This window comes from Prevotella micans F0438, assembly GCF_000243035.1.
In the GTDB taxonomy this organism is placed as follows: domain Bacteria; phylum Bacteroidota; class Bacteroidia; order Bacteroidales; family Bacteroidaceae; genus Prevotella; species Prevotella micans.
Genome location: NZ_JH594521.1, coordinates 380,164 through 402,349 on the forward strand (window position 1 = coordinate 380,164; position 22,186 = coordinate 402,349).

General features: G+C 45.5%; 15 protein-coding genes, 1 pseudogene and 1 CRISPR repeat array (1 of these 17 cut by a window edge). Of the genes and pseudogenes, 15 read left to right on the top strand and 1 reads right to left on the bottom strand.

Annotated elements, in window-relative coordinates:
- Positions 1-1,158: direct repeats of the CRISPR family, unit length 47 nt; unit sequence GTTGTTTATACTACTGCATAGATACACATTTTGAAGCAATTCACAAC; it begins 1,726 nt to the left of the window's first position.
- 312 nt (positions 1,159-1,470) lie between these two features.
- From HMPREF9140_RS01455 to HMPREF9140_RS01470, 4 genes are read left to right on the top strand one after another with little or no spacing between them, the layout of a single operon-like run.
- Positions 1,471-2,961: a TolC family protein gene (locus HMPREF9140_RS01455; RefSeq protein ID WP_006951257.1), complete on the top strand. Its 1,491-nt coding sequence runs from the start codon at positions 1,471-1,473 to the stop codon at positions 2,959-2,961.
- Positions 2,962-2,991: 30 nt separating this feature from the next.
- On the top strand, positions 2,992-3,978 hold the full coding sequence (locus HMPREF9140_RS01460; protein WP_006951258.1) for an HlyD family secretion protein: 987 nt from the start codon (positions 2,992-2,994) through the stop codon (positions 3,976-3,978).
- Positions 3,979-3,989: 11 nt separating this feature from the next.
- Positions 3,990-5,177, top strand: a complete 1,188-nt coding sequence (locus HMPREF9140_RS01465) for an ABC transporter permease (RefSeq protein WP_006951259.1) — start codon at positions 3,990-3,992, stop codon at positions 5,175-5,177.
- Positions 5,178-5,180: 3 nt separating this feature from the next.
- Complete coding sequence (locus tag HMPREF9140_RS01470) at positions 5,181-6,443, top strand: ABC transporter permease (RefSeq protein WP_006951260.1); 1,263 nt, start codon at positions 5,181-5,183, stop codon at positions 6,441-6,443.
- Positions 6,444-7,202: 759 nt separating this feature from the next.
- Here HMPREF9140_RS01470 and HMPREF9140_RS01480 read toward each other — a convergent pair.
- The gene (locus HMPREF9140_RS01480; RefSeq protein ID WP_018571997.1) at positions 7,203-7,763 is read right to left on the bottom strand and encodes an outer membrane beta-barrel protein; all 561 of its coding nucleotides are present in this window, start codon (positions 7,761-7,763) and stop codon (positions 7,203-7,205) included.
- Positions 7,764-8,026: 263 nt separating this feature from the next.
- Between HMPREF9140_RS01480 and kdsA the strand changes: the two genes are divergently transcribed.
- From kdsA to pflB, 11 genes and pseudogenes are all read left to right on the top strand, one after another.
- Positions 8,027-8,785 (top strand): 3-deoxy-8-phosphooctulonate synthase, encoded by a 759-nt coding sequence (gene kdsA / locus HMPREF9140_RS01485; RefSeq protein ID WP_006951262.1) that lies wholly within the window; start codon positions 8,027-8,029, stop codon positions 8,783-8,785.
- Positions 8,786-8,787: 2 nt separating this feature from the next.
- The gene (locus HMPREF9140_RS01490; RefSeq protein WP_006951263.1) at positions 8,788-9,753 is read left to right on the top strand and encodes a KpsF/GutQ family sugar-phosphate isomerase; all 966 of its coding nucleotides are present in this window, start codon (positions 8,788-8,790) and stop codon (positions 9,751-9,753) included.
- Positions 9,754-11,015, top strand: a pseudogene (locus HMPREF9140_RS01495) (phospholipase D-like domain-containing protein). It abuts the gene before it with no gap.
- A 497-nt stretch (positions 11,016-11,512) separates the two neighbouring features.
- Positions 11,513-13,021 carry a PAS domain-containing protein gene (locus HMPREF9140_RS01500; protein WP_006951265.1) on the top strand — a complete coding sequence of 503 codons (1,509 nt, stop codon included), beginning with the start codon at positions 11,513-11,515 and terminating at the stop codon, positions 13,019-13,021.
- A 313-nt stretch (positions 13,022-13,334) separates the two neighbouring features.
- Entirely contained in the window at positions 13,335-14,030 is a 696-nt protein-coding gene (infC, locus tag HMPREF9140_RS01505; RefSeq protein ID WP_006951266.1) for a translation initiation factor IF-3, read from the top strand.
- Positions 14,031-14,125: 95 nt separating this feature from the next.
- Positions 14,126-14,323, top strand: coding sequence for a 50S ribosomal protein L35 (gene rpmI, locus HMPREF9140_RS01510; RefSeq protein WP_006951267.1), 198 nt, complete (start codon positions 14,126-14,128; stop codon positions 14,321-14,323).
- A 41-nt stretch (positions 14,324-14,364) separates the two neighbouring features.
- A complete protein-coding gene (gene rplT, locus HMPREF9140_RS01515) occupies positions 14,365-14,709 on the top strand; it encodes a 50S ribosomal protein L20 (protein WP_006951268.1) in 345 nt (114 codons plus the stop codon).
- 997 nt (positions 14,710-15,706) lie between these two features.
- Positions 15,707-16,795 carry an aldose epimerase family protein gene (locus tag HMPREF9140_RS01520; protein WP_006951270.1) on the top strand — a complete coding sequence of 363 codons (1,089 nt, stop codon included), beginning with the start codon at positions 15,707-15,709 and terminating at the stop codon, positions 16,793-16,795.
- Between the two features lie 87 nt (positions 16,796-16,882).
- Entirely contained in the window at positions 16,883-18,196 is a 1,314-nt protein-coding gene (locus HMPREF9140_RS01525) for an MFS transporter (RefSeq protein ID WP_006951271.1), read from the top strand.
- A gap of 23 nt (positions 18,197-18,219) precedes the next feature.
- Positions 18,220-19,380, top strand: a complete 1,161-nt coding sequence (gene galK, locus HMPREF9140_RS01530; RefSeq protein ID WP_006951272.1) for a galactokinase — start codon at positions 18,220-18,222, stop codon at positions 19,378-19,380.
- Between the two features lie 499 nt (positions 19,381-19,879).
- On the top strand, positions 19,880-22,126 hold the full coding sequence (gene pflB, locus HMPREF9140_RS01535; protein WP_006951273.1) for a formate C-acetyltransferase: 2,247 nt from the start codon (positions 19,880-19,882) through the stop codon (positions 22,124-22,126).
- Positions 22,127-22,186 lie beyond the last annotated feature (60 nt).

Below are 22,186 nucleotides of genomic sequence, written 5' to 3' on the forward strand. Positions count from 1 at the left end.
CAATTCACAACTCGTTTGAATGCTCGAGGTAAGCGTTTGTTGTTGTTTATACTACTGCATAGATACACATTTTGAAGCAATTCACAACTCTCCTCTTCCTTCTTCGCTTTAAGCTCAGTTGTTTATACTACTGCATAGATACACATTTTGAAGCAATTCACAACAGGTGTTATGGATATGTTAAATTATGATATGTTGTTTATACTACTGCATAGATACACATTTTGAAGCAATTCACAACTCTCCTCTTCCTTCTTCGCTTTAAGCTCAGTTGTTTATACTACTGCATAGATACACATTTTGAAGCAATTCACAACCTAGGTGGGGTAGGGGCTTCCTCTTTTTCGTTGTTTATACTACTGCATAGATACACATTTTGAAGCAATTCACAACAAACTTCGGAGCAGAAGACAAATGCGAGCCGTTGTTTATACTACTGCATAGATACACATTTTGAAGCAATTCACAACTAAGACTGCCGGTGATGTTTTGGAGCCTTTGTTGTTTATACTACTGCATAGATACACATTTTGAAGCAATTCACAACCGTATACCAACGAGTTCGGCATAGGAGCAAGTTGTTTATACTACTGCATAGATACACATTTTGAAGCAATTCACAACTCGGCGTTCCGGAAGAGCAAAATAGGTCTGTTGTTTATACTACTGCATAGATACACATTTTGAAGCAATTCACAACGAGAACCCTTACGAGCCCTTTGTTTACAGGTTGTTTATACTACTGCATAGATACACATTTTGAAGCAATTCACAACTGGTCTACTAGCGGATCTCTCTAGCCTCTTGTTGTTTATACTACTGCATAGATACACATTTTGAAGCAATTCACAACTATCCAACACACTTTGGGAAGTATTTACTGTTGTTTATACTACTGCATAGATACACATTTTGAAGCAATTCACAACTGGTCTACTAGCGGATCTCTCTAGCCTCTTGTTGTTTATACTACTGCATAGATACACATTTTGAAGCAATTCACAACACAAGGCTGTAAACGACCAATTATAATACGTTGTTTATACTACTGCATAGATACACATTTTGAAGCAATTCACAACACAAGGCTGTAAACGACCAATTATAATACGTTGTTTATACTACTGCATAGATACACATTTTGAAGCAATTCACACTTGTATAACTCATTATACACATTTGTATAACTCATTATACACATTTGTATAACTCATTATACACATTTGTATGATTCATTATACATCAAATCAATTCCTTTAAGTTCACTTACGAACCAAGATGATTTTGCCCTATTATTGAGCTAATGAAATATCTAATGGCAGAATCTTTTCTGCGAGAAAACATATATTAAATCTGGTGTGAGATTTTGTGTATACGTATTAAAGACAGAGAGCTATGTATTGTGATCTGACAGTAATATCGAAAATGAGTAACTTTGCGTCTCATAGATTAAAAATATTCTCGTAGTTAATGAAAAAACTTTCTATAATCTTTTTGTTCACCTCATTAGTACTAGGGGGGCAAGCACAGCAAATATTGTCGCTTGAACAATGTAGGAGGCTTGCACTTGAAAATAATAAACAGCTGAAAGTATCGCTGATGACAGCCGATGTAGCTGCAAACGTACACCAGGTCGCTAAAACTAAATATCTGCCGAGGGTAGATGCACTGGCAGGCTATCAGCATTTCACGAAAGAGATTTCGTTGCTTAATAACGAGCAAAAAAAATCACTCTCGAACCTCGGAACAAACAGCTTCTCGCAGATAAACAATCAGGTGGGGCAGAATCTTACGAACCTTGTTCAGCAAGGCGTGATAAGCGCGGCAACGGCCCAACAAATAGGTCAGGCCATTGGCGGAATATCGGGCCCTATAACCCAGGCGTTGAACAATTTCGGTGAGACGGTGCGCGATGCTTTTCGCACCAATACTAAGAATGTTTACGTGGGAAGCGTGCTTGTTACGCAGCCTATTTACATGGGCGGAGCCATTAAAACGGCCAACGATATTGCGGCCATCGGCGAGGAAATTGCGCAAAACGATATCGAACTGAAGCGACAAAACGTGCTCTTTGCCGTTGACAATGCGTATTGGCTCATCGTGTCGCTAAAGAAAAAAGAAGTACTGGCAAACAAGTTTCGTGACCTAATGCAGAAGCTCGACGACGACGTGCATAAAATGATTCGCGAGGGAGTGGCAACACGCGCCGACGGACTGAAGGTGGATGTAGCGGTGAACACGGCCGATTTGCAGATTAGTAGACTTCAAAACGGTGTATCGTTGGCCAAGATGGCGCTGTGCGAACTGTGCGGAATAGTGCCCGACGGGAATGTTAGACTGGCTGATGAAGAGGTGGATGAATTCGCCATAGTTTATGATGCATCGTCAATGCAGCCCGACTGTGCCCTCAGCTCACGCCCTGAAATAAGGATGATTCGAAACACTATTGAGATCAGTCGGCTCAACACTAGACTGATTCGTTCGCTCTATATGCCACATATTGCTCTTACGGGTGGATATGTAGTGTCGAATCCGAATATGTTTAACGGTTTTGAACAGAAATTCGCTGGCGTATGGAATGTGGGCATCGTTGTTCAGGTGCCGATATGGACGTGGGGCGAGAATAAGTATAAGATTCGCGCCGCAAAGGCCGCAACATCCATTGCCGAGATGGAGCTGGCCGACGTTCGCGGAAAAATTGGTTTGGAAATAGAGCAGAACAGGTTCCGCCTAAACGACGCCAACAAGCAGCTATCAACAGCCAACAAGAACATGGTGGCGGCCGAAGAGAATCTGCGCTGCGCCAACGTAGGTTTTAAAGAGGGCGTAATGACTGTTACTGAAGTTATGGCTGCGCAAACAGCCTGGCAGGCCGCCAAAACAGCGATAATAGATGCTGAAATAGCTGTTCGTACAGCCCAGGTGGGACTTCGGAAAGCTTTTGGCCGTGTGGGAGAATAAAGAATAATAACAGAAAAAACGAAAATAATTATGTCAGCAAAATCACAACATAAAAATATTCTTTTGGCTATTCTGGGCTTTGTTACAGTAATCGTGCTCGTGGCCGTTATCGGGTTCTTCACGCTCGACAGGAAAGAAGAGATTATCCAGGGCGAAGTTGAGGTCGACGAATATCGGGTTGCTTGTAAATACCCTGGTCGCATAACTGATATCCTTGTGAAAGAGGGTGATTATGTGCATAAGGGCGATACGCTTGCAAAGCTGTCTATCCCCGAGGCAGATGCGCAAGAGAAAGTAGCTGTGGCTACAGCCGGTGCAACCAACGCGATAAGCGATTTAACGGCAGCGCCTACTAGGAAAGAAGCTATTGAAAGTGCATATCAAATCTATCAGCAGGCCATATCGGCCAACGATATTGCCCAGAAAACCTACGGTCGATTGAATAGACTCTTTGAAGAGGGAGTGATTTCAGAACAAAAGCGTGATGAGGCTTTTGCTGCCTATGAAACAACGCAATCGGCTGTGAAAGTGGCCAAATCGCAATGGGAATTAGCCAAGAGCGGGGCGCGTGATGAAGCTAAACGTGCCGCCAAAAACCAAGCTAAAGCAGCTCGATCGGCCGTGGAGGTGGTGCGCTCATTCCTGAAAGAAACCGTCCAGGTGGCAACGGCTGATGGCGAAGTTTCGACTATCTATCCAAAGGTTGGCGAGCTGGTAGGATTAGGCAGTCCGATAATGAGCATCGCCATGAACGATGAGGTTTGGGGTACGTTCAACATCCGTGAAGACCAGCTTGAGGGACTCAAGGTGGGGGCTGTATTCAAGGCGTTTGTACCGGCCTTCAATAAAACTATTGAAATGAAGGTGACGTCGCTCAAGGACGAAGGTGCCTATGCCGTATGGAAAGCCACTAAAGCCAATGGACAGTACGACTTGAAGACTTTTGAACTCAAAGCCCGTCCTGTGACTAAACTCGACGGTTTGCGCCCGGGTATGTCGCTAATCATCAAGAAATAAACCGATAATCGATGGTGAGGAAGAAGTTGCAAGCATGGCCGCGGCGCATTCTGGATATAGCTGCTCGCGAAATAGGACATATAGCCCACATGCCCATCTATCTTTTTTGCATGATTGTTTTTCCGATAATAATAATCATCTTCTTCACATCGCTGATGGGCGAAGGACTGCCACAAAAACTGCCATGTGGAGTTGTAGATAATGATAACACGTTGGTTAGCCGAAAACTTGTTCATCAGCTTGATGCTTTTCAGGAAACCGACATTGTGGCCCGATTCACTAGCGTGAATGACGCTCGGCAAGCCATTCAGCGCGGTCAGATTCACGCCTTTATCTATATTCCGAAAGGCACTACTGCCAAGCTCTTGGCGCAGCGGCAGCCGAAGATTTCGTTCTACTACAGCAATGTGACACTCATGGCCGGTTCGATGCTTTTCAAAGACCTCAAAACTATTTCAACTCTAGGTTCGGCTACTGTCGGAGTAGCTAAGCTTCAAATGCTCGGTAAGAGCGAGCACGAGATTAAAGCTTTTTTACAGCCTATAGTCCTAGATCTGCACATGATTGGCAATCCATGGATGAACTACAATATTTATCTCAGCACGATTATGATTCCCGGTGTTCTGGTGCTTTTCATGCTCCTTATAACGGCTTATTCCATCGGTACCGAATTAAAATTCGGACGGGCTCACGAGTGGATGCGTCTCTCGGGAAATAATATTATGGTGGCGTTAGCTGGAAAGTTATTCCCGCAATTCATGATATTTCTGAGCATATTTTTGGGATTCGAATGGTATATCTACGGTCATCTGGGTTTTCCGCATCCCGGCGGAACAACGCGTCTTATTCTAATGGCATTGCTCACGGTTCTTTCGTCGCAAGGTTTTGGAGTATTCATTTTCGGCTTGCTTCCGTCGTTACGTATGTCGATGAGTATTTGTTCGCTATGGGCTGTTGTTGGATTTTCGGCTTGCGGGGCAACCTATCCGCTCTTCGCGATGGACTCGATGATTGAAGCTGTGGCGCAGCTCATTCCCTTGCGTCACTATTACATGATTTATCGCATCTGCATTTTCAACGACTATCCGCTCGTCGATGCCTGGTGGAACGTTGTTGCGCTCGTGGCTTTTGTTATTTCGCCCATGCTCACGGTGAGAAATCTCAAACGTGCCATGCTGGAATATGTTTACATTCCCTGACTTATGAAGAATTTGAAATCCATACTCTCGTACATATCCGAAGGTCTGCACGACATGTGCTACATATGGTGGCTCGAAACCAAAAATACCATTAAAGACGAGGGTGTGCTCATCTTCTTCATCCTCGTTCCGCTAGCTTATCCGCTGTTATATTCGTGGATTTACAACAACGAAGTGGTGCGCGACGTGCCCGTGGCGATTGTCGACATGTCGCATTCGCAGGCATCGCGCGAGTTTATAAGAGATGTTGATGCGTCGCCCGACGTCAAGGTGGCCTATCATTGCAACAACCTCCACGAGGCACGCGAACTCGTGGGTCGACAAAAGGTTCATGGTGTGATTGTATTCCCCGAAAACTTCCAACAACAGCTCCATCGTGGCGAGCAGACTAGTGTGAGTATCTATTGCGACATGAGCTTGATGCTTACATACAAGGCCATTTATCAAACTTCGCTGGCCGTGTCGTTCAAGATGGGGGCCGACATTCAGCGACATAAATCGGGTGGTATAACCGTGCGCGAAGAGCAAATCAACACCCAGCCTTTAGCTTACGAGGAGCGCCCCATTTTCAACGCCACCGGCGGATATGGCAATGCAGTTCTTCCGGGTGTGCTCATTCTTATTCTCCAACAAACTCTCCTGCTCGGTATAGGCTTATCGGCCGGTACTGCGCGCGAAAACAACCGCTACAAAGACCTTGTCCCTATCAGCAGGCATTACAACGGCATTTTCAGAATAGTGCTTGGCAAATCGCTCTGCTATTTTATGCTCTATTGCATCATGTCGGCCTATCTCACGCTGGCCGTTCCACATTTTTTCGGCTTCACGATGATGGCCACGCCGCTCGACCTCATAGCTTTGTTGATTCCTTATCTTTTATCGGTGATATTCTTTGGTATGACCATCTCGTGTGTTGTTCATTATCGCGAGAATGTTATGTTGCTTGTTGTATTTACCTCGATTCCTTTCTTGTTTCTCACCGGTATAAGTTGGCCGCAGAGCAACATTCCCGGTGTTTGGCAAGGCATTAGTTGGTTGATTCCGTCTACGTTCGGTATTCGTGGCTTTCTTCGTTTGTCGTCAATGGGCGGCACTCTTGCCGACATCCTGCCCGAATATCGTGCGCTGTGGGCCCAAACGATATTCTACTTTATGTTGACTTGTATTGTTTATCGTTATCAGGTTGTCAACGCCCGGCGTCATGCCGTTGAGCGTCTTGAGAACATCCGTGCGAGAATCAAAGTGGCTCGCGACAATAAGCAATAATCCTAACTTTTTCCTGGTTCATGTCTTCGCCCTTTGGCGACGAGCATTTTTTTTCTTGTTTGTGGCTTCGCTCTTTGGCGACGAGCATTTTTTTCCTGGTTCATGTCTTCGCCCTTTGGCGACGAGCGTTTTTTTCCTGGTTCATGTCTTCGCCCTTTGGCGACGAGCATTTTTTTTCTTGTTTGAGGTTTCGCTCTTCGGCGACGAGCGTTTTTTTTCTTGTTTGTGGCTTCGCTCTTTGGCGACGAGCATTTTTTCTCTTGTTTGTGGCTTCGCCCTTTGGCGACGAACGTTTTTTTTCGTTCGGGGGGCGCCCAACTAGTTTGGTAAGAGAAAAATAATAAAGTGCGCCGTTCACCCCGGGGGAATCACAGACTGAAACTTGCTTTCAGCATTAGTTCGCGGTGTCGAAGGGGGTTGACGAAATAAGTTTGGGAGTGGTCAGGGCGACAGTTTGCAGTCGGGCGGTGTGCACTTGCCGACCGCAGAACCACCGATACAAATTCGAGTGGGGCTCTCCTTTGCTGTCGGTTACCCGTCCGGAATATGTTTGCGCATGGGTTGCAAAACATATCCCAAGAATAGCCAATGTTATAAAGAGTCTCTACCTACCTGAGTGGGAGTTTTTCTTAACTGAACTCGCGTAGAGAACTGGGACGAGTATGTACAAAAAAAGAAGGTGTCCTTTCGAACACCTTCAATCACTAATAAAACAAATTCTCTATGAACCTTCTTTTAAGAAGTAAAGAAATTCCTGATTTAGAAATTATAGTAAACGCCGAATGTCACGTTGTTTCCATCGAGATTTACACCCCATGCATTGGATGCCTTAGCACCGCTAACATCGGCTTTGGTTGAACTCCAACCGGCAAAACCTACATGAGCATCGAAGCTGAGCTTCGGACTGAGGTTCACTGCAACGCCCGGACGAATGCCAGCTTCCCAATTGTTGTAGGAAACAGCGCCGTTCTTGGCGTGGTTTATGTGATAGTATCCGAAACCACCGTCAACAAACACATTTACGTATTTGTTGTGCACGAATGTGTAGCGAACATACGGAGCAACCGTCATGTAGTTGTTGGTTTCCGACATAATCTCGGTTGGAGCATGACCTTCGCCTTTACCCCATCCGATGGTTGTGCCCACGGCCCAATCTTCGTTAATGTTGTAGCCCACTTCGGGTAGAAACTTGTAGGTTGTTACGTTGTCAGCGTTTCCCATTTTGGAAGAACCGATACCGATGTTTCCACCTACGTAAACTTGTGCGTTAGCTGCGATTGCAATGAATGCAACAGCAAGTGTCATTAGAATCTTTTTCATCTCTGATAAATTAATTAATTACTGAATTAAAAACACTCTCTCATTTTGTTTAGGGAGAAACTGCTCTCCCTGATTTTTCGGTGGCAAATGTAGTACTAAAGAAAAAAGACAGCCAAACAGTTTAACTAGAAAGCGATATTATTATGTAAACTAAGGTTAATCTTTCTCGGATTCACCTTATACTATATATTTTTGCGACCAAATTTTTGATTAAATCATAGAAATTAAAAGTAACAAGGGGTGTCCGTTTGTTCCATCGAAATATGAAAAATAATCCCGTCTTCATAGCCGGGCCTTGCGTAATAGAAAGCAGAGAGCTGCTCTACAACGTGGCTGAAGAACTTGTACGGCTAAACAGAAAACATAATATCGACATCATTTTTAAAGCGAGCTTTGACAAAGCAAATCGTACTAGCTTAAACTCCTTTCGCGGACCTGGAATGGAGCAGGGATTGGTGATGCTGCACGATATCAAACTGCGATACGACTTACGATTGCTAACTGATATTCACGAAAGTTGGCAGGCTGGCCCGGTAGGCGAGATTGTAGATGTTCTGCAGATTCCGGCTTTCCTTTGCAGACAGACTGATTTACTTGTGGCAGCTGCAAAAACCGGACGAATAGTGAACATCAAGAAAGCGCAATTCATGAGTGGGCGCGACATGCGCTTCCCTGTTCAGAAATGCCTCGAAAGTGGCGCACGCGGGGTGTGGCTCACCGAACGAGGGAATTGTTTCGGATATAACAACCTGGTTGTCGACTTCAGGAATATTCCCGACATGCAGGAAATTGTGCCAACCGTTATTATGGATTGTACGCACAGCGTTCAACGCCCCAGCGCAGGAGACGGTAAAACGGTGGGCGACCGGAAGTTCGTACCCGCTATGGCTCTAGCTGCGAAAGCATTCGGAGCAACCGGATTTTTCTTTGAAGTGCATCCCGACCCCGATAAAGGATTGAGCGATGCCGCCAATATGCTCGAGCTTCGTAAACTGGGTTCGTTAATCGAAAAACTTTTATAGGAATGAACGCAGAAAGATTATCAGAGGTGCGGCAATATGCCATTCAAGCCATTAAGGAAGAAACCGAATCGACCCTTAAACTTATAGACCAGCTTGATGATAATTTCGACCGTGCAGTGGAGCTTATGTTTCGCTGTAACGGGAAAGTGATAGTTACCGGAGTGGGCAAAAGCGGACATATCGGGGCCAAGATTGCCGCAACTCTCTCGTCGACCGGTACGCCGGCTTTTTTTGTTAATCCGCTCGACGCTTATCACGGTGACCTTGGTGTTATCGGTAAGGAGGATGTGGTGCTGGCACTTTCGAATTCCGGACAAACTGACGAGCTGTTGCGGTTCATTCCCATCGTGTTGCACATGAACATCCCCATCATCGGCATAAGTGCCAATCCGGCTTCGTTGCTGGCGAAGTATTCAACTATCCACATAAAAGTGCGGGTTGAAAAAGAAGCTTGTCCGCTTAACCTCGCACCCACAAGTTCCACGACTGCCGCGCTTGTCATGGGCGATGCGTTGGCAATTGCTCTGATGCGAGTGCGAAATTTCAAGCCGCAGGATTTTGCACATTTTCATCCTGGAGGCGAACTCGGGAAACGGCTCCTTACAACAGCAAGCGATGTTATGCGAACAGACGACCTGCCGATAATCTCGCAAAACACTCATCTCGGCAAAGCCATCATCAGTGTGAGCAAAGGAAAATTGGGGCTTGGAGTGTCGCTCGAAGATGGGAAGATAGTGGGTTTAATAACCGACGGTGACATACGTCGCGCAATGGAGAAATGGCAGGCTAGATTTTTCGACCATATTGTGAGCGACATAATGACGAAAGAGCCCAAGACGGTTTTGCCTGACACCAAGATAACCGAGATTCAATGCATCATGCAACAGCATAAAATACACACTGTTCTGGTTTGCGACCAACAAAAGCGTCTTCTCGGAATTGTTGACCACTACAGTTGCATGCTTTAAATGAAAAAACACCTACTCTTTTTTTTCCTCATTTTAATCAGTCGGGCCATTGGTGCATCCGAGGCCGATTCTTTAATCGTGAATCAGCTCCGCTCGAAAGGTGTACGCTTTACGAAAAACAACTCCGTGACGCTACTCATGAGTGGACAAGAGAAATTCGACGACCTATTCAAAGCCATCGACCAGGCCCGCTCGAGCATACATCTGGAATATTTCAACTTCCGAAACGACTCTATAAATAACGAACTCATCGAGCATCTCGCCCGGAAAGCAGAACAAGGCATAGAAGTGAGAGCCATATTCGACGGATTCGGCAATGCCAGTAACAATCAGCCCATGCGTCGGAAACACATACAGGCAATCAGAGCAAAAGGAATCGAAATCCACGAATTCAAACCCATTTGCTTTCCGTGGATTCACGACATATTTAACCGCGACCACAGAAAAATTGTAATCATTGATGGAAAAATAGCTTACACTGGCGGAATGAACGTGGCCGACTATTACATAAAAGGAACCCCCATCGTTGGTTCATGGCACGACATGCACTGCCGAATTGAAGGCGATGAAGTGAATACGCTACAAACCATATTCCTACGGATGTGGTATATGGTTTCTGGACAGAATATACACGGGGCGAAATATTATCGTGGCATATCGAACGCCGATTATATAACCGGACTTAAACCCGACACCTGCCAGTCGGCTGGCCACGAAATGGTAGGAATCATAAATCGTGAGCCTGCAACTTCGAACGACATAATTAGATATTTCTACCTCAACGCTATCAACGACGCCCACGACAGTATTAAAATCATCAATCCCTATTTCACCCTCCTGCCGAAACTCAAGCGAGCCCTACGAAGAGCCGTAAAACGAGGCGTCAAAGTAGAAATAATGCTAAGCGTAAAGAGCGACATTCCTCTCACGCCCGACTGCGGATTCTACAACGCTCACAAATTCATGAAAGCCGGATGCCGCGTGTGGATGTATAAACCCGGTTTTCACCACACAAAAATAATTCTCGTCGACGGTAGGTTCTGCACCGTAGGCTCAGCCAATCTCAATGCCCGAAGTCTGCGATGGGATAGGGAGAATAATGCCGTCATCATAGACAGAGAAATCACAAAAGAACTCGACACCCTTTTCGAGAACCAAAAAAAGACTGCTTCCTCCTTACACCACAAAGCTGGAACACATGGCGTACACCCTGGCAAAAGTTCCGCGGTTGGTTTGCCCATCTTCTTTGGCCTTTCCTTTAATCTCCCCGGAACTAATTTCTGGTAGAGAAAAAGAAAGAAGTACAACGCTCGGAATAAATTATTTCGTGGACTGCACGCGGTGAAAAATGCCGGCAGAGATTATTTTTTCGACTTGCACGCAGTGTAACTCCCGGCAGAGACTATTTTTTCGACTTGCACGCGGTGTAAGCTCCCGGCAGAGATTATTTTTTCGACTTGCACGCGGTGTAAGCTCCCGGCAGAGACTATTTTTTCGACTTGCACGCAGTGTAAGCTCCCGGCAGAGACTATTCCAGTCGTTACATCAGATGTAACGCCCGGAAATAAATTATTTCCAGTTCTTACACCGATGCAAATACCCAAATGCTCGATTTCGGCCTTGAAACATCTGATGAGAATAGACAAAATAGGCAACGAATGAGTATATAACTTTCTTTAACTACGCACGGACACAATTGTTATCCGGACACCCCCAGAGGCGAAATTAACTTTGCTTCCAAATCAATAAACAATGATATATGGAAAATAAAATGAAAGAATATCTTCCCAAAATAGAAATGGAGAAGATGAAAGCACTACTCGAAGTAGAAGAAAAGTATGGAAACGGACAGCTATCACTCGATGATGCCAGAAAAGAAATTGCCGAAAAGGTAGGCGTTGTGAAACCATATCATATAGCCTACGCCGAACAAAATCTGAAAGAAGAATCGGAAGACGAATGCATGCGTGAAAATATTACGAAACTGCTCGAATTGCTCGACGGATTCATGGATACATCTCGGCCCGACCTGCCGGACGACCATCCGATAATGCACTACTATAAAGAAAACGACGAGATGAAACAACTTCTCAAGTCGGTTGAAGATTTAGTGCAATATCCAGTAATCAAGAATCAATGGCTCGAACTTTACGACCGCATCAGGCAATACCCCATCCACTATGCACGCAAGCAGAATCAGCTTTACCCGCTTCTGGAAAAGAAAGGATTCAACCGACCAACAACAACAATGTGGAATTTCGACGACATGATTCGCGACCAAATCAAGGAATCCATCGTGCTACTCGAGAAGAACGATGAAGAATCGTTCATAAAACTGCAAAAAGAACTGGTAGAATATGCACGCGACCTGATACAAAAAGAAGAACAAATTCTCTATCCAACATCACTAGCGTTAATTTCGCCCGCCGAGTTTGAAGATATGAAATCGGGCGACCAGGAAATAGGTTTCGCCTTCTTCGACGTTGAACATAAAACAAACGAACCGAAAACAAACGCAGCACCGGATGGATTTGCCGACGAACTTCGAGAATTACTCTCAAAATATGGCTACGGTGCCGGACCACAACAAGAACTCGACGTGACAACTGGCAAACTCACACTCGAACAGATTAACCTTATATTCCAACATTTGCCAGTCGACATATCATACGTCGACGAAAACGAACTCGTAAAATTCTATTCCGACACAAACCATCGGATATTCCCAAGGTCGAAGAATGTCATCGGGCGAGAGGTCACCAACTGTCATCCACGCAAAAGCGTACACATAGTTCAGGAAATCGTCGAAAAATTCCGTAATGGCGAGCAAGATAAGGCCGAATTCTGGATTAACAAACCAGGACTGTTCATATACATTATATATATAGCCGTTCGCGATAAAAATGGGCGATTCCGCGGCATACTGGAAATGATGCAAGAATGTAACCACATCCGTTCGTTCGAAGGTTCGCAAACCCTCCTCACCTGGGCAGGAAAGAACGAGCAAGAGAACACCGAAGTCAAATCAGAATCAGATGAATCTGACACCCCTCTAACCATCACTCCCGAAACACGCCTGAAAGATATCTTCAGCAAACATCCCGAAGCCAAGAAAGCACTTGTTGAAAAATACCCCAAACTCAAAATGCTCAACTCGCCCCTAGGGAAGATAATGCTCCAACGCGCAACCATCAAAATGGCATCCCAGAACTCGGGAATAAGCCAGGAAGAACTAACGAAAACAATTCTAAATGCAATTGGAAGTTAGCTCGTTTGGCCCTCAGCCATAAACCAGTCACCCATTTGATGGGAAAAAGAAAAACATTATCTTTGCAAACATCAAGGCCACATGCTATTTCGGTGTAGTCTGGCAATGTTGAATACCGTATTTTTTTGTATCAATGTTGATTAAAGACTAAAGTGTGTGTGAAAATTTTGCCGAACGCATGTTGGCCTTGATTTTCTTCTTTCCAGCCACCTGTAACCACTAAGAATCCCAGAAATAAAAGTTTGGCCTATATACTTGTAAATAGTATCTTTGCAGCCGTTTAATATAAAAAAGGACTATCAAAACAAGTTGAATGAAGAATGACAAAATGAAGTTGAAATACCGCGTGAATGAACAAATTCACGTCAAGGAAGTTCGAGTGGTGACCGAAGAAGGGGCCGAGGTTATGCCAACGCGCAAAGCGATGGATATGGCACACAAAGAAGGTGTCGACCTCGTTGAAATATCTCCAAATGCACAGCCACCGGTTTGTCGTCTCATCGACTACTCAAAATTCCTCTACCAGCAAAAGAAACATCAAAAAGAGATGAAACAAAAGCAGGTTAAGCAGGAAGTAAAAGAAATCCGATTCGGCCCCCAGACCGACGAACACGATTATCAATTCAAACTGAAGCATGCACAGGAATTTCTTAGTCAGGGAAACAAAGTGCGAGCTTATGTTTTTTTTCGCGGACGTTCAATCCTATTCAAGGAACAAGGCGAAGTGCTTTTGCTTCGTTTCGCCAACGATTTGGAAGAACTGGCGAAAGTTGAACAACTGCCAAGGCTTGAAGGCAAAAAGATGTTCCTCTATCTCACGCCGAAGAAAGCCGGCGTAACCAAAAAGAGTCAACAACGGCGCGACCGAGAAGAAGCCCAAAACGAAGCTCGCGAAATTGCCGCCAGAGCCGAACAAGTAGAAAAAAGCGTAGACAATGGACTGTTTGCTAATATGAAGAACGGCGCCGATGTGCTAAGCAAACTTCAAATAGACAAAGAAGAAGAATAAATCCTCGTTTATTCAATGCGAGGTACTGTGCGTAACGTCCTGGTATATACGTTGCCACAGGTGAACATAAATAACAAATTAAATTTTTAAGAAAAATGCCAAAGTTGAAGACAAATTCCGGAGCAAAGAAAAGATTCAAGCTCACCGGTTCGGGTAAGATTAAACGCCATCGCGCTTACCACAGTCACATTCTGACTAAGAAGACAAAGAAACAGAAGAGAAACCTCGTTCATCAAACGATTGTTGATCGCAGTAATGTGAAGCAAGTTCGCGAATTACTGAATCTTCGTTAAATCTAATTTTAGTCGAACAACATTAAAAGGAACAGAAAACTATGCCAAGATCAGTAAATCATGTTGCTTCAAAAGCAAAGAGAACAAGAATTCTCAAGAAGACAAAGGGTTACTATGGTGCCCGCAAGAATGTCTGGACAGTAGCAAAGAATACCTACGAGAAAGGTCTCACCTATGCTTATCGCGACCGCCGAAACAAGAAACGCACATTCCGCGCATTGTGGATTCAGCGTATAAATGCTGCCGCTCGTCTCTACGAAATGAGCTACAGCCAGCTTATGGGCGCTCTTCATAAGGCCGGTATAGAGATTAATCGTAAGGTGCTTGCCGACCTCGCAATGAATAATCCGGAAGCATTCAAAGCAATTGTCGATAAGGTGAAATAAACTTATTCCATCCCCGTCCCACAGATAGGGCGAATAAATTTTTGGTAGGAGGTAAATGCTAATAGAAGTATTTACCTCCTACTTGCGTTTTGTTCGTAGCGCCTCGCCCCGCGCCCCGCGCCAACTCGGGCGATAGCTCGTATGTAGGGACAGACCCCGTGTCTGTCCGCCGCCCCCGTCCGACAAGGACTGCACAAATATCCGCCCCCTATATGCCGAAAATATGTCATGCCGCCGGTAAACCGAGAGGGCGATGGGGGTCGGACAGACACGGGGTCTGTCCCTACATGCGAGCTATCGCTCGAGTTGGCATAAAATAATAATCCGCGTCCCGACCGAACGCATTTTATCTCAAGATGCTACTTTTATTTTTATCCGATATTAGCTTTTGCGGAAAACAATAGCACTCTTCATCAAAAACGATAGTACTCTTCATCAAAAATGATAGTACCTTTCATATAAAGCGATAGTACTCTTCATCAAAAATGATAGCACCTTTCATCTAAAGTGATATTACCTTTTATCTAAAGCGATAGTACCCTTCATCAAAAACGATAGTACCTTTTGCCAAAAACGATAGTACTTTTTGATGAAAACGATAGTACTTTTTGGGTAAAACGATAGTACTTTTTTCGGCATTGATATAGTCTTTTTGTAATTAATTGTATATCAGGTGTTTAATAGCATCCTTTTGCGTGCCTTACAGGATGCTGATAAGTGCAGCTTTGTATGGTGGCTATTTCCATATAATTCTGTTGTTTTTATTTGTTCGATGCAAAGCTATCGTTCTGTGTCTTAGTGGCATCTTGTGGCGTCGATGCGCAGACAAAAGAGACACGAAAACTACAGGAAACAACTCGGACGGACAGTTTTTTCCGGTGGAAATATAACCGGAGGCAGATGGAGAACTCTACTTGGGCAATCGTTCAAGAATATCATATATTTTTCTTTCCTTTGCAAAGCATCAAAAAAATCAGTAACTAAACACATTAGCGATATGATGAACACCGAAGATAAGCAGTATTTATGTGGTTTGAAAAGAAAAGATTTTCAGACCACCATTCATGGTAGAACAACCGATTTGTTCATCCTCAAAAACAAACAAGGAGCCGAAATTGCACTCACAAACTATGGTGGAGCAATCGTGGCAATCATGATGCCCGACAGAAACGGACAAATGGCAAACATCATTCAGGGACACGACAATATCGATAACCTGATGAAATCGCCCGAACCCTATCTGTCGACCCTCATCGGGCGATACGGTAATCGAATTGCAAAAGGACGGTTCCAACTCAACGGAAAGGAATATAACATTGCAATAAACAACGGGCCCAACGCGCTCCACGGAGGAACAAAAGGATTCAATGCAAAGGTGTGGGATGCCACACAGGTGAACCAGCAAGCCGTGGTGCTGAAATACACATCGCCCTACGGCGAAGAAGGATTCACCGGCGAGCTCGAAGTGTGGGTGGCCTATACGCTCACCGACGAAAATGAATTTGTGATTAAATATTCAGCCAAAACAAATAAGAAAACAATCCTGAATCTCACCCATCATGGATTCTTCTCGCTAGCCGGAATAGCTAATCCCACACCGACAGTCGAGAACCAGATATGCCAGATAAACGCCGATTTCTATATCCCAATCGACGAAACCGGTATACCGACAGGCGAAATCCTCAAAGTGGAAAATACACCCATGGATTTCAGAACACCCAAAGCAATCGGGCAGGATATCGACTCCGACAATGAACAAACAAAACACGGCGCAGGATACGACCATTGCTTCGTGCTCAACAAACGTGAAGAAGGCGAATTCGCTTTCGCTGCTCGACTGAAAGACCCCGATAGCGGACGAACAATGGAAGTCTACACAACCGAGCCGGGAATGCAATTCTACACCGACAACTGGGCCGATGGTTACACCGGTCAGCACGGCGCAACATTCCCCCGTCGCAGTGCCGTCTGCTTTGAATGCCAACATTTCCCAGACAGTCCGAACCACCCCTATTTCCCATCGGTTGTTCTGGAACCGAAAACAGAATATACACAGAAAACTATCTATCGATTTGGCATCGAATAAATAACAAAAGGCACGGAGTTGAACAACGCAACACCGTGCCTTTTCATTAGATGTTCAAGAATAAACATCAAAATAAAATAATTCAAAATGAGCAACACCAAACAAAACGGAAGCATCATCGCCATCATCACGATGATGTTTCTTTATGCAATGATTTCTTTTGTTACCAATCTTGCCGCTCCTATCGGCGTGATTTGGAAAAACGCTTTCGGAGGCGCCAGTGCCAATACTGTGGGTATGCTTGGCAACGCAATGAACTTCCTGGCCTATGCTTTCATGGGCATTCCGGCAGGAAAGATGCTCTCTAGAGTGGGTTACAAACGAACAGCTCTAATTGGAATAGCTGTGGGCTTCTTCGGCGTTCTCACCCAGTTCTGCTCTGGTTTTTTTGTCGAAGCAAAAACTGTAGGCTTTGTAATCTATCTGCTTGGCGCATTCATCTCAGGTTTCTGTGTATGCATGCTTAATACGGTTACTAATCCGATGCTCAATCTCATTGGCGGAGGTGGAAACCGTGGAAACCAACTCAACATGATTGGTGGAACGCTCAACTCATTAGCAGGAACTCTAACTCCGCTCTTTGTAGGCGCACTCATAGGACAGGTGACCAAGGAAACCTCGATGCTCGATGTGAATCCTGTGCTCTACATTGCAATGGGAGTGTTTGCAATGGCATTCATAATCCTAAGTTTCATACCAATCGAAGACCCCGCAATTGGTAAAACCGACTCCTCAACCGTTTTCGAACATTCGCCTTGGGCTTTCAGACACTTCGTGCTCGGCGTGATTGCAATATTTGTATATGTAGGCGTTGAAGTGGGAATTCCCGGAACGCTCATCTACTATTTATCCGACACCAAAGCCGATGGCGGAGGCTTGCCCATAATGACAGCCACAGCTATAGCCGGTTCGGTAGCCGCAACCTATTGGCTTCTGATGCTCGTGGGGCGATTCATAGCCGGATTTATAGCCGACAAAATCTCCAGTCGAACCATGATGCTCTGTACAACCATTATAGCAATTGCCTTGCTCGCCACTGCTATGATTCTTGGTAAAAGCATAGCCGTGTCAATGCCTGTCTTTACTGGTAAAGCATTCGAAATGGTGACGGTTCCGATATGTGCTCTCCTTTTCGTGCTCTGCGGACTCTGCACGAGTGTGATGTGGTCGTGTATATTCAATCTTGCAACCGAAGGACTTGGAAAATACACCGCATCGGCCTCCGGAATATTCATGATGATGGTAGTAGGAGGCGGTTTGCTTCCACTTCTCCAGAACTTCGTTGCCGACAATGCCGGTTACATGTTATCTTACATCGTACCTCTTGCCGGTGTAGTTTATATGTGTTTCTACGCACTCATAGGCAGCCGTAACGTGAACAAGAATATACCAGTTAATTAAATAAAATAGAAAGGAACAAACTTATGGATATTGAATTTGTAAGAAGCCGATTCATTAAGCACTTCGATGGTCAGACGGGCAACATTTATTTCTCGCCCGGAAGAATAAACCTTATCGGCGAACATACCGACTACAATGGCGGATTCGTCTTCCCCGGAGCAATCGACAAAGGAATAATGGCCGAAGTTCGCCCAAACGGAACCGACACAATCATGTGCTATTCCATCGATATGAAAGACCGCGTCGAGTTCAAGGTTAACGACCCCGACGGTCCCCGCACCACCTGGGCACGCTTCATTTATGGTATGGTACAAGAATTCAAGCAACTTGGTGTTCAAGTTGGCGGATTCAACATAGCCTTCGCCGGCGATGTGCCCCTAGGTGCAGGCATGAGCTCATCGGCCGCCATGGAAAGCTGCTTTGGATGTGCACTTAACGACCTCTTCGCCAACAACGAAATATCAAAATGGGATATCGTGCTGGCCGGTCAAGCAACCGAACACAAATACATTGGAGTGAACTGCGGCATAATGGACCAATTCGCGAGCGTTTTTGGACAGGAAGGAAAACTTATGAGACTCGACTGCCGCAGTCGCGAGTTTGAATATTTCCCATTCGAACCGAAAGACCACACCCTCGTGCTCATTAACTCCAAAGTGAAACACGAACTCGTAGGCAGTCCCTACAACGACCGCCGCCGGAGTTGTGAAAACGTTGTGTCGGCACTCGCCGAACACTTCCCCGGAAAACACTTTGAAACCCTTCGCGATGCTGAACCTGACGAACTGCTCGCTGTTGAAAACGAAGTGAGTACGGAAGACTATCGCCGCGCACATTTCGTCCTCGGTGAAAAAGAAAGAGTACTCGCCGTTTGCGACGCCCTAAACCACGGAGACTACGAAACCGTGGGACGAATGATGTACGAAACTCACGAAGGCTTGAGCAAAGAGTACGAAGTGAGCTGCGAAGAACTCGACTATCTCAACCAGCTCGCCCGCGAAGCAGGCGTAACCGGCTCCCGCATTATGGGCGGCGGTTTTGGTGGATGTACTATCAACCTAGTTAGCAATGACGTTTACGATGACTTTATCTCTACAGCCATAGCCAAATTCAAATCCCGATACGGCCACGCTCCCGAAGTCTATCCCGTCGTAATCAGCGCAGGATCCCACAAAGTGTGCTAGCATCTGATAACCATTTAGGTCTATAACGAATCGTATAGGTTCCCTAACTTCTCCTCTGCTTTCAGCAAACATTATTATACACTGAGAAAGAGCCATACAATTAGTTATAGACCTGTTTCAAGTCTTGCACCGAGTGCAACTCCCGGGACAGAGACTCTCTTTCCGACCGTTACCACCGGATGCAATCTCCGAAATCCCCGATTTCAATAGTAATTGCCGAGAGGAATTAAAAAAGATGTATTTTTGCCAAGGCAATTTCAATATAGCTTAAACCTGAATCTCCTTAATGTTAGGGATTACAAAGGCCGATAATATCACGAATAGCACAATCACTAAAAACAGTGCAAGTGCTTTATACTTACAACTAAGTATTGAGGGCCCAGGTTGAACTGATTACTTTTGCCGCGTGGAAAATCATCCGCTGCGACTCATACAAAAACGAGAAACAAAAGAGACGTAATTTTATTTATCAACTTATCAATTTTAAAAACAACAAATCATGAGAAAAGAATGGAGAGGCTTCACAGGCACAAAATGGCTTGATGAAGTAAACATGCGTGATTTTATTCAGAACAACTACACCGTCTACGATGGAGATGAGAAGTTCCTGGCCGGTCCAACCGCTTCGACCGAGAAACTTTGGGGAATGCTCAAAGAACTACAGAAGCAAGAAAGAGCAAAAGGCGGAGTGCTTGACATGGAAACCGAAATTGTTTCCAGTATGACAGCCTATGGCCCAGCTTACATCGGCGAGGGAACAAAAGAACTCGAAAAAGTTGTAGGCCTGCAAACCGACAAACCTCTCAAACGTGCATTCATGCCCTATGGAGGCATCAAAATGGCCGAACAGGCATGCACAACCTACGGATACAAACCGTCAGAAAAACTCCACGAAATATTCACGAAATATTGCAAAACACATAACGATGGAGTGTTCGATGCCTACACCGAGGAGATGAAGATTGTTCGTCACAACCACATTCTCACCGGACTGCCCGATACTTACGGACGCGGAAGAATCGTGGGCGACTATCGTCGTGTTGCGCTTTATGGCGTTGACTTCCTCATCGAAGAAAAGAAAAAAGACCTGCTCAACTGCGGTTGCGGTGAAATGACAGAATATGTAATTCGCCTACGCGAGGAAATCTCGATGCAGATTCGCGCTCTTGAGGAAATGAAAGAAATGGCCAAAATCTATGGCTACGACATCTCACAACCAGCCAACAATGCCCGCGAGGCTGTTCAGTGGCTTTACTTCGGCTATCTGGCAGCCATCAAAACACAAAACGGAGCAGCGATGTCGGTTGGGCGCGTATCTACATTCCTCGACATATATATTCAGCGCGATTTCGCCGAAGGCACACTTACCGAAGAAGAAGCTCAAGAGCTAATCGACCACATCGTAATGAAGTTCCGCATGGTTAAGTTCGCTCGCATACCTTCGTACAACCAGCTGTTCTCGGGCGACCCCGTTTGGGCTACACTTGAAGTAGGCGGAATGGGAATGGACGGTCGCTCAATGGTTACAAAGAACGATTTTCGATTCCTGCACACGCTCGAAAACATGGGCCCATCGCCCGAACCTAACCTCACGGTTCTCTATAGTTCACGTCTGCCCGAAGCATTCAAGCACTACGCTGCTAAGATTTCGATTATCACAAGCTCCATCCAGTACGAAAACGACGACGTTATGCGTCCAATCTGGGGTGACGACTATTCGATTTGCTGCTGTGTTTCGGCCACTCAAACCGGTAAGGAAATGCAATTCTTCGGTGCCCGTGCCAACCTTGCAAAGTGCGTTCTCTACGCCATCAGCGGTGGTGTAGACGGCAAAACTCGCGAACAATGCGGCCCAGCTCTTCGTCCAATCGAAGGCGACGTTGTAACCTACGACGAGTTCATACCGCGCTTTATGAACATGATGGAATGGCTGGCCGACATCTATGTGAACACGCTGAACCTGATTCACTACATGCACGATAAGTATTTCTACGAGGCTGCCGAACTTGCGCTTATCGACACCGACCTGCGTCGCACGTTCGCAACCGGTATCGCCGGATTCAGTCACGTTGTCGACTCTATCAGCGCAATCAAATACGCAAAGGTTAACATCGTTCGCGACGAAACCGGATTCCCGCTCGAGTTCAAAACCGAGGGCGATTTCCCACGCTACGGTAACGACGACGACCGTGCCGACGACATCGCAGTTTGGCTGCTCAAAACGTTCATGACAATGATTCGCAAGCACAACACATATCGCAACTCCGAGCCTACAACAAGTATTCTCACAATCACCTCGAACGTGGTTTACGGAAAATACACCGGCAATCTGCCCGACGGTCGCCCAGCCGCTACTCCACTCTCTCCTGGTGCCAACCCATCGTACGGTGCCGAGAAAAATGGCTTGCTGGCATCGCTCAACTCGGTTGCCAAGTTGCCTTACGAATATGCACTCGACGGAATTTCGAACACCCAAACCATCAGTCCCGACACCCTCGGTCATAACGACGAAGAACGTACGAAAACACTCGTGGGCGTGATGGACGGATATTTCGACCGCGGAGCACACCACCTAAACGTGAATGTGTTCGGTGTAGACAAGCTCGTTGACGCTATGGAGCATCCCGAGAAAGAGGAATATGCAAACTTTACCATCCGCGTAAGTGGATACGCAGTGAAGTTCATCGACCTTACTCGCGAACAGCAGCTCGACGTTATCGCCCGTCAGTCGCACGAAAAGATGTAATCCATCTTAAATCGAGATAATAATCATACCATAGGGACGCCCCCACAACACGGCGTCCCT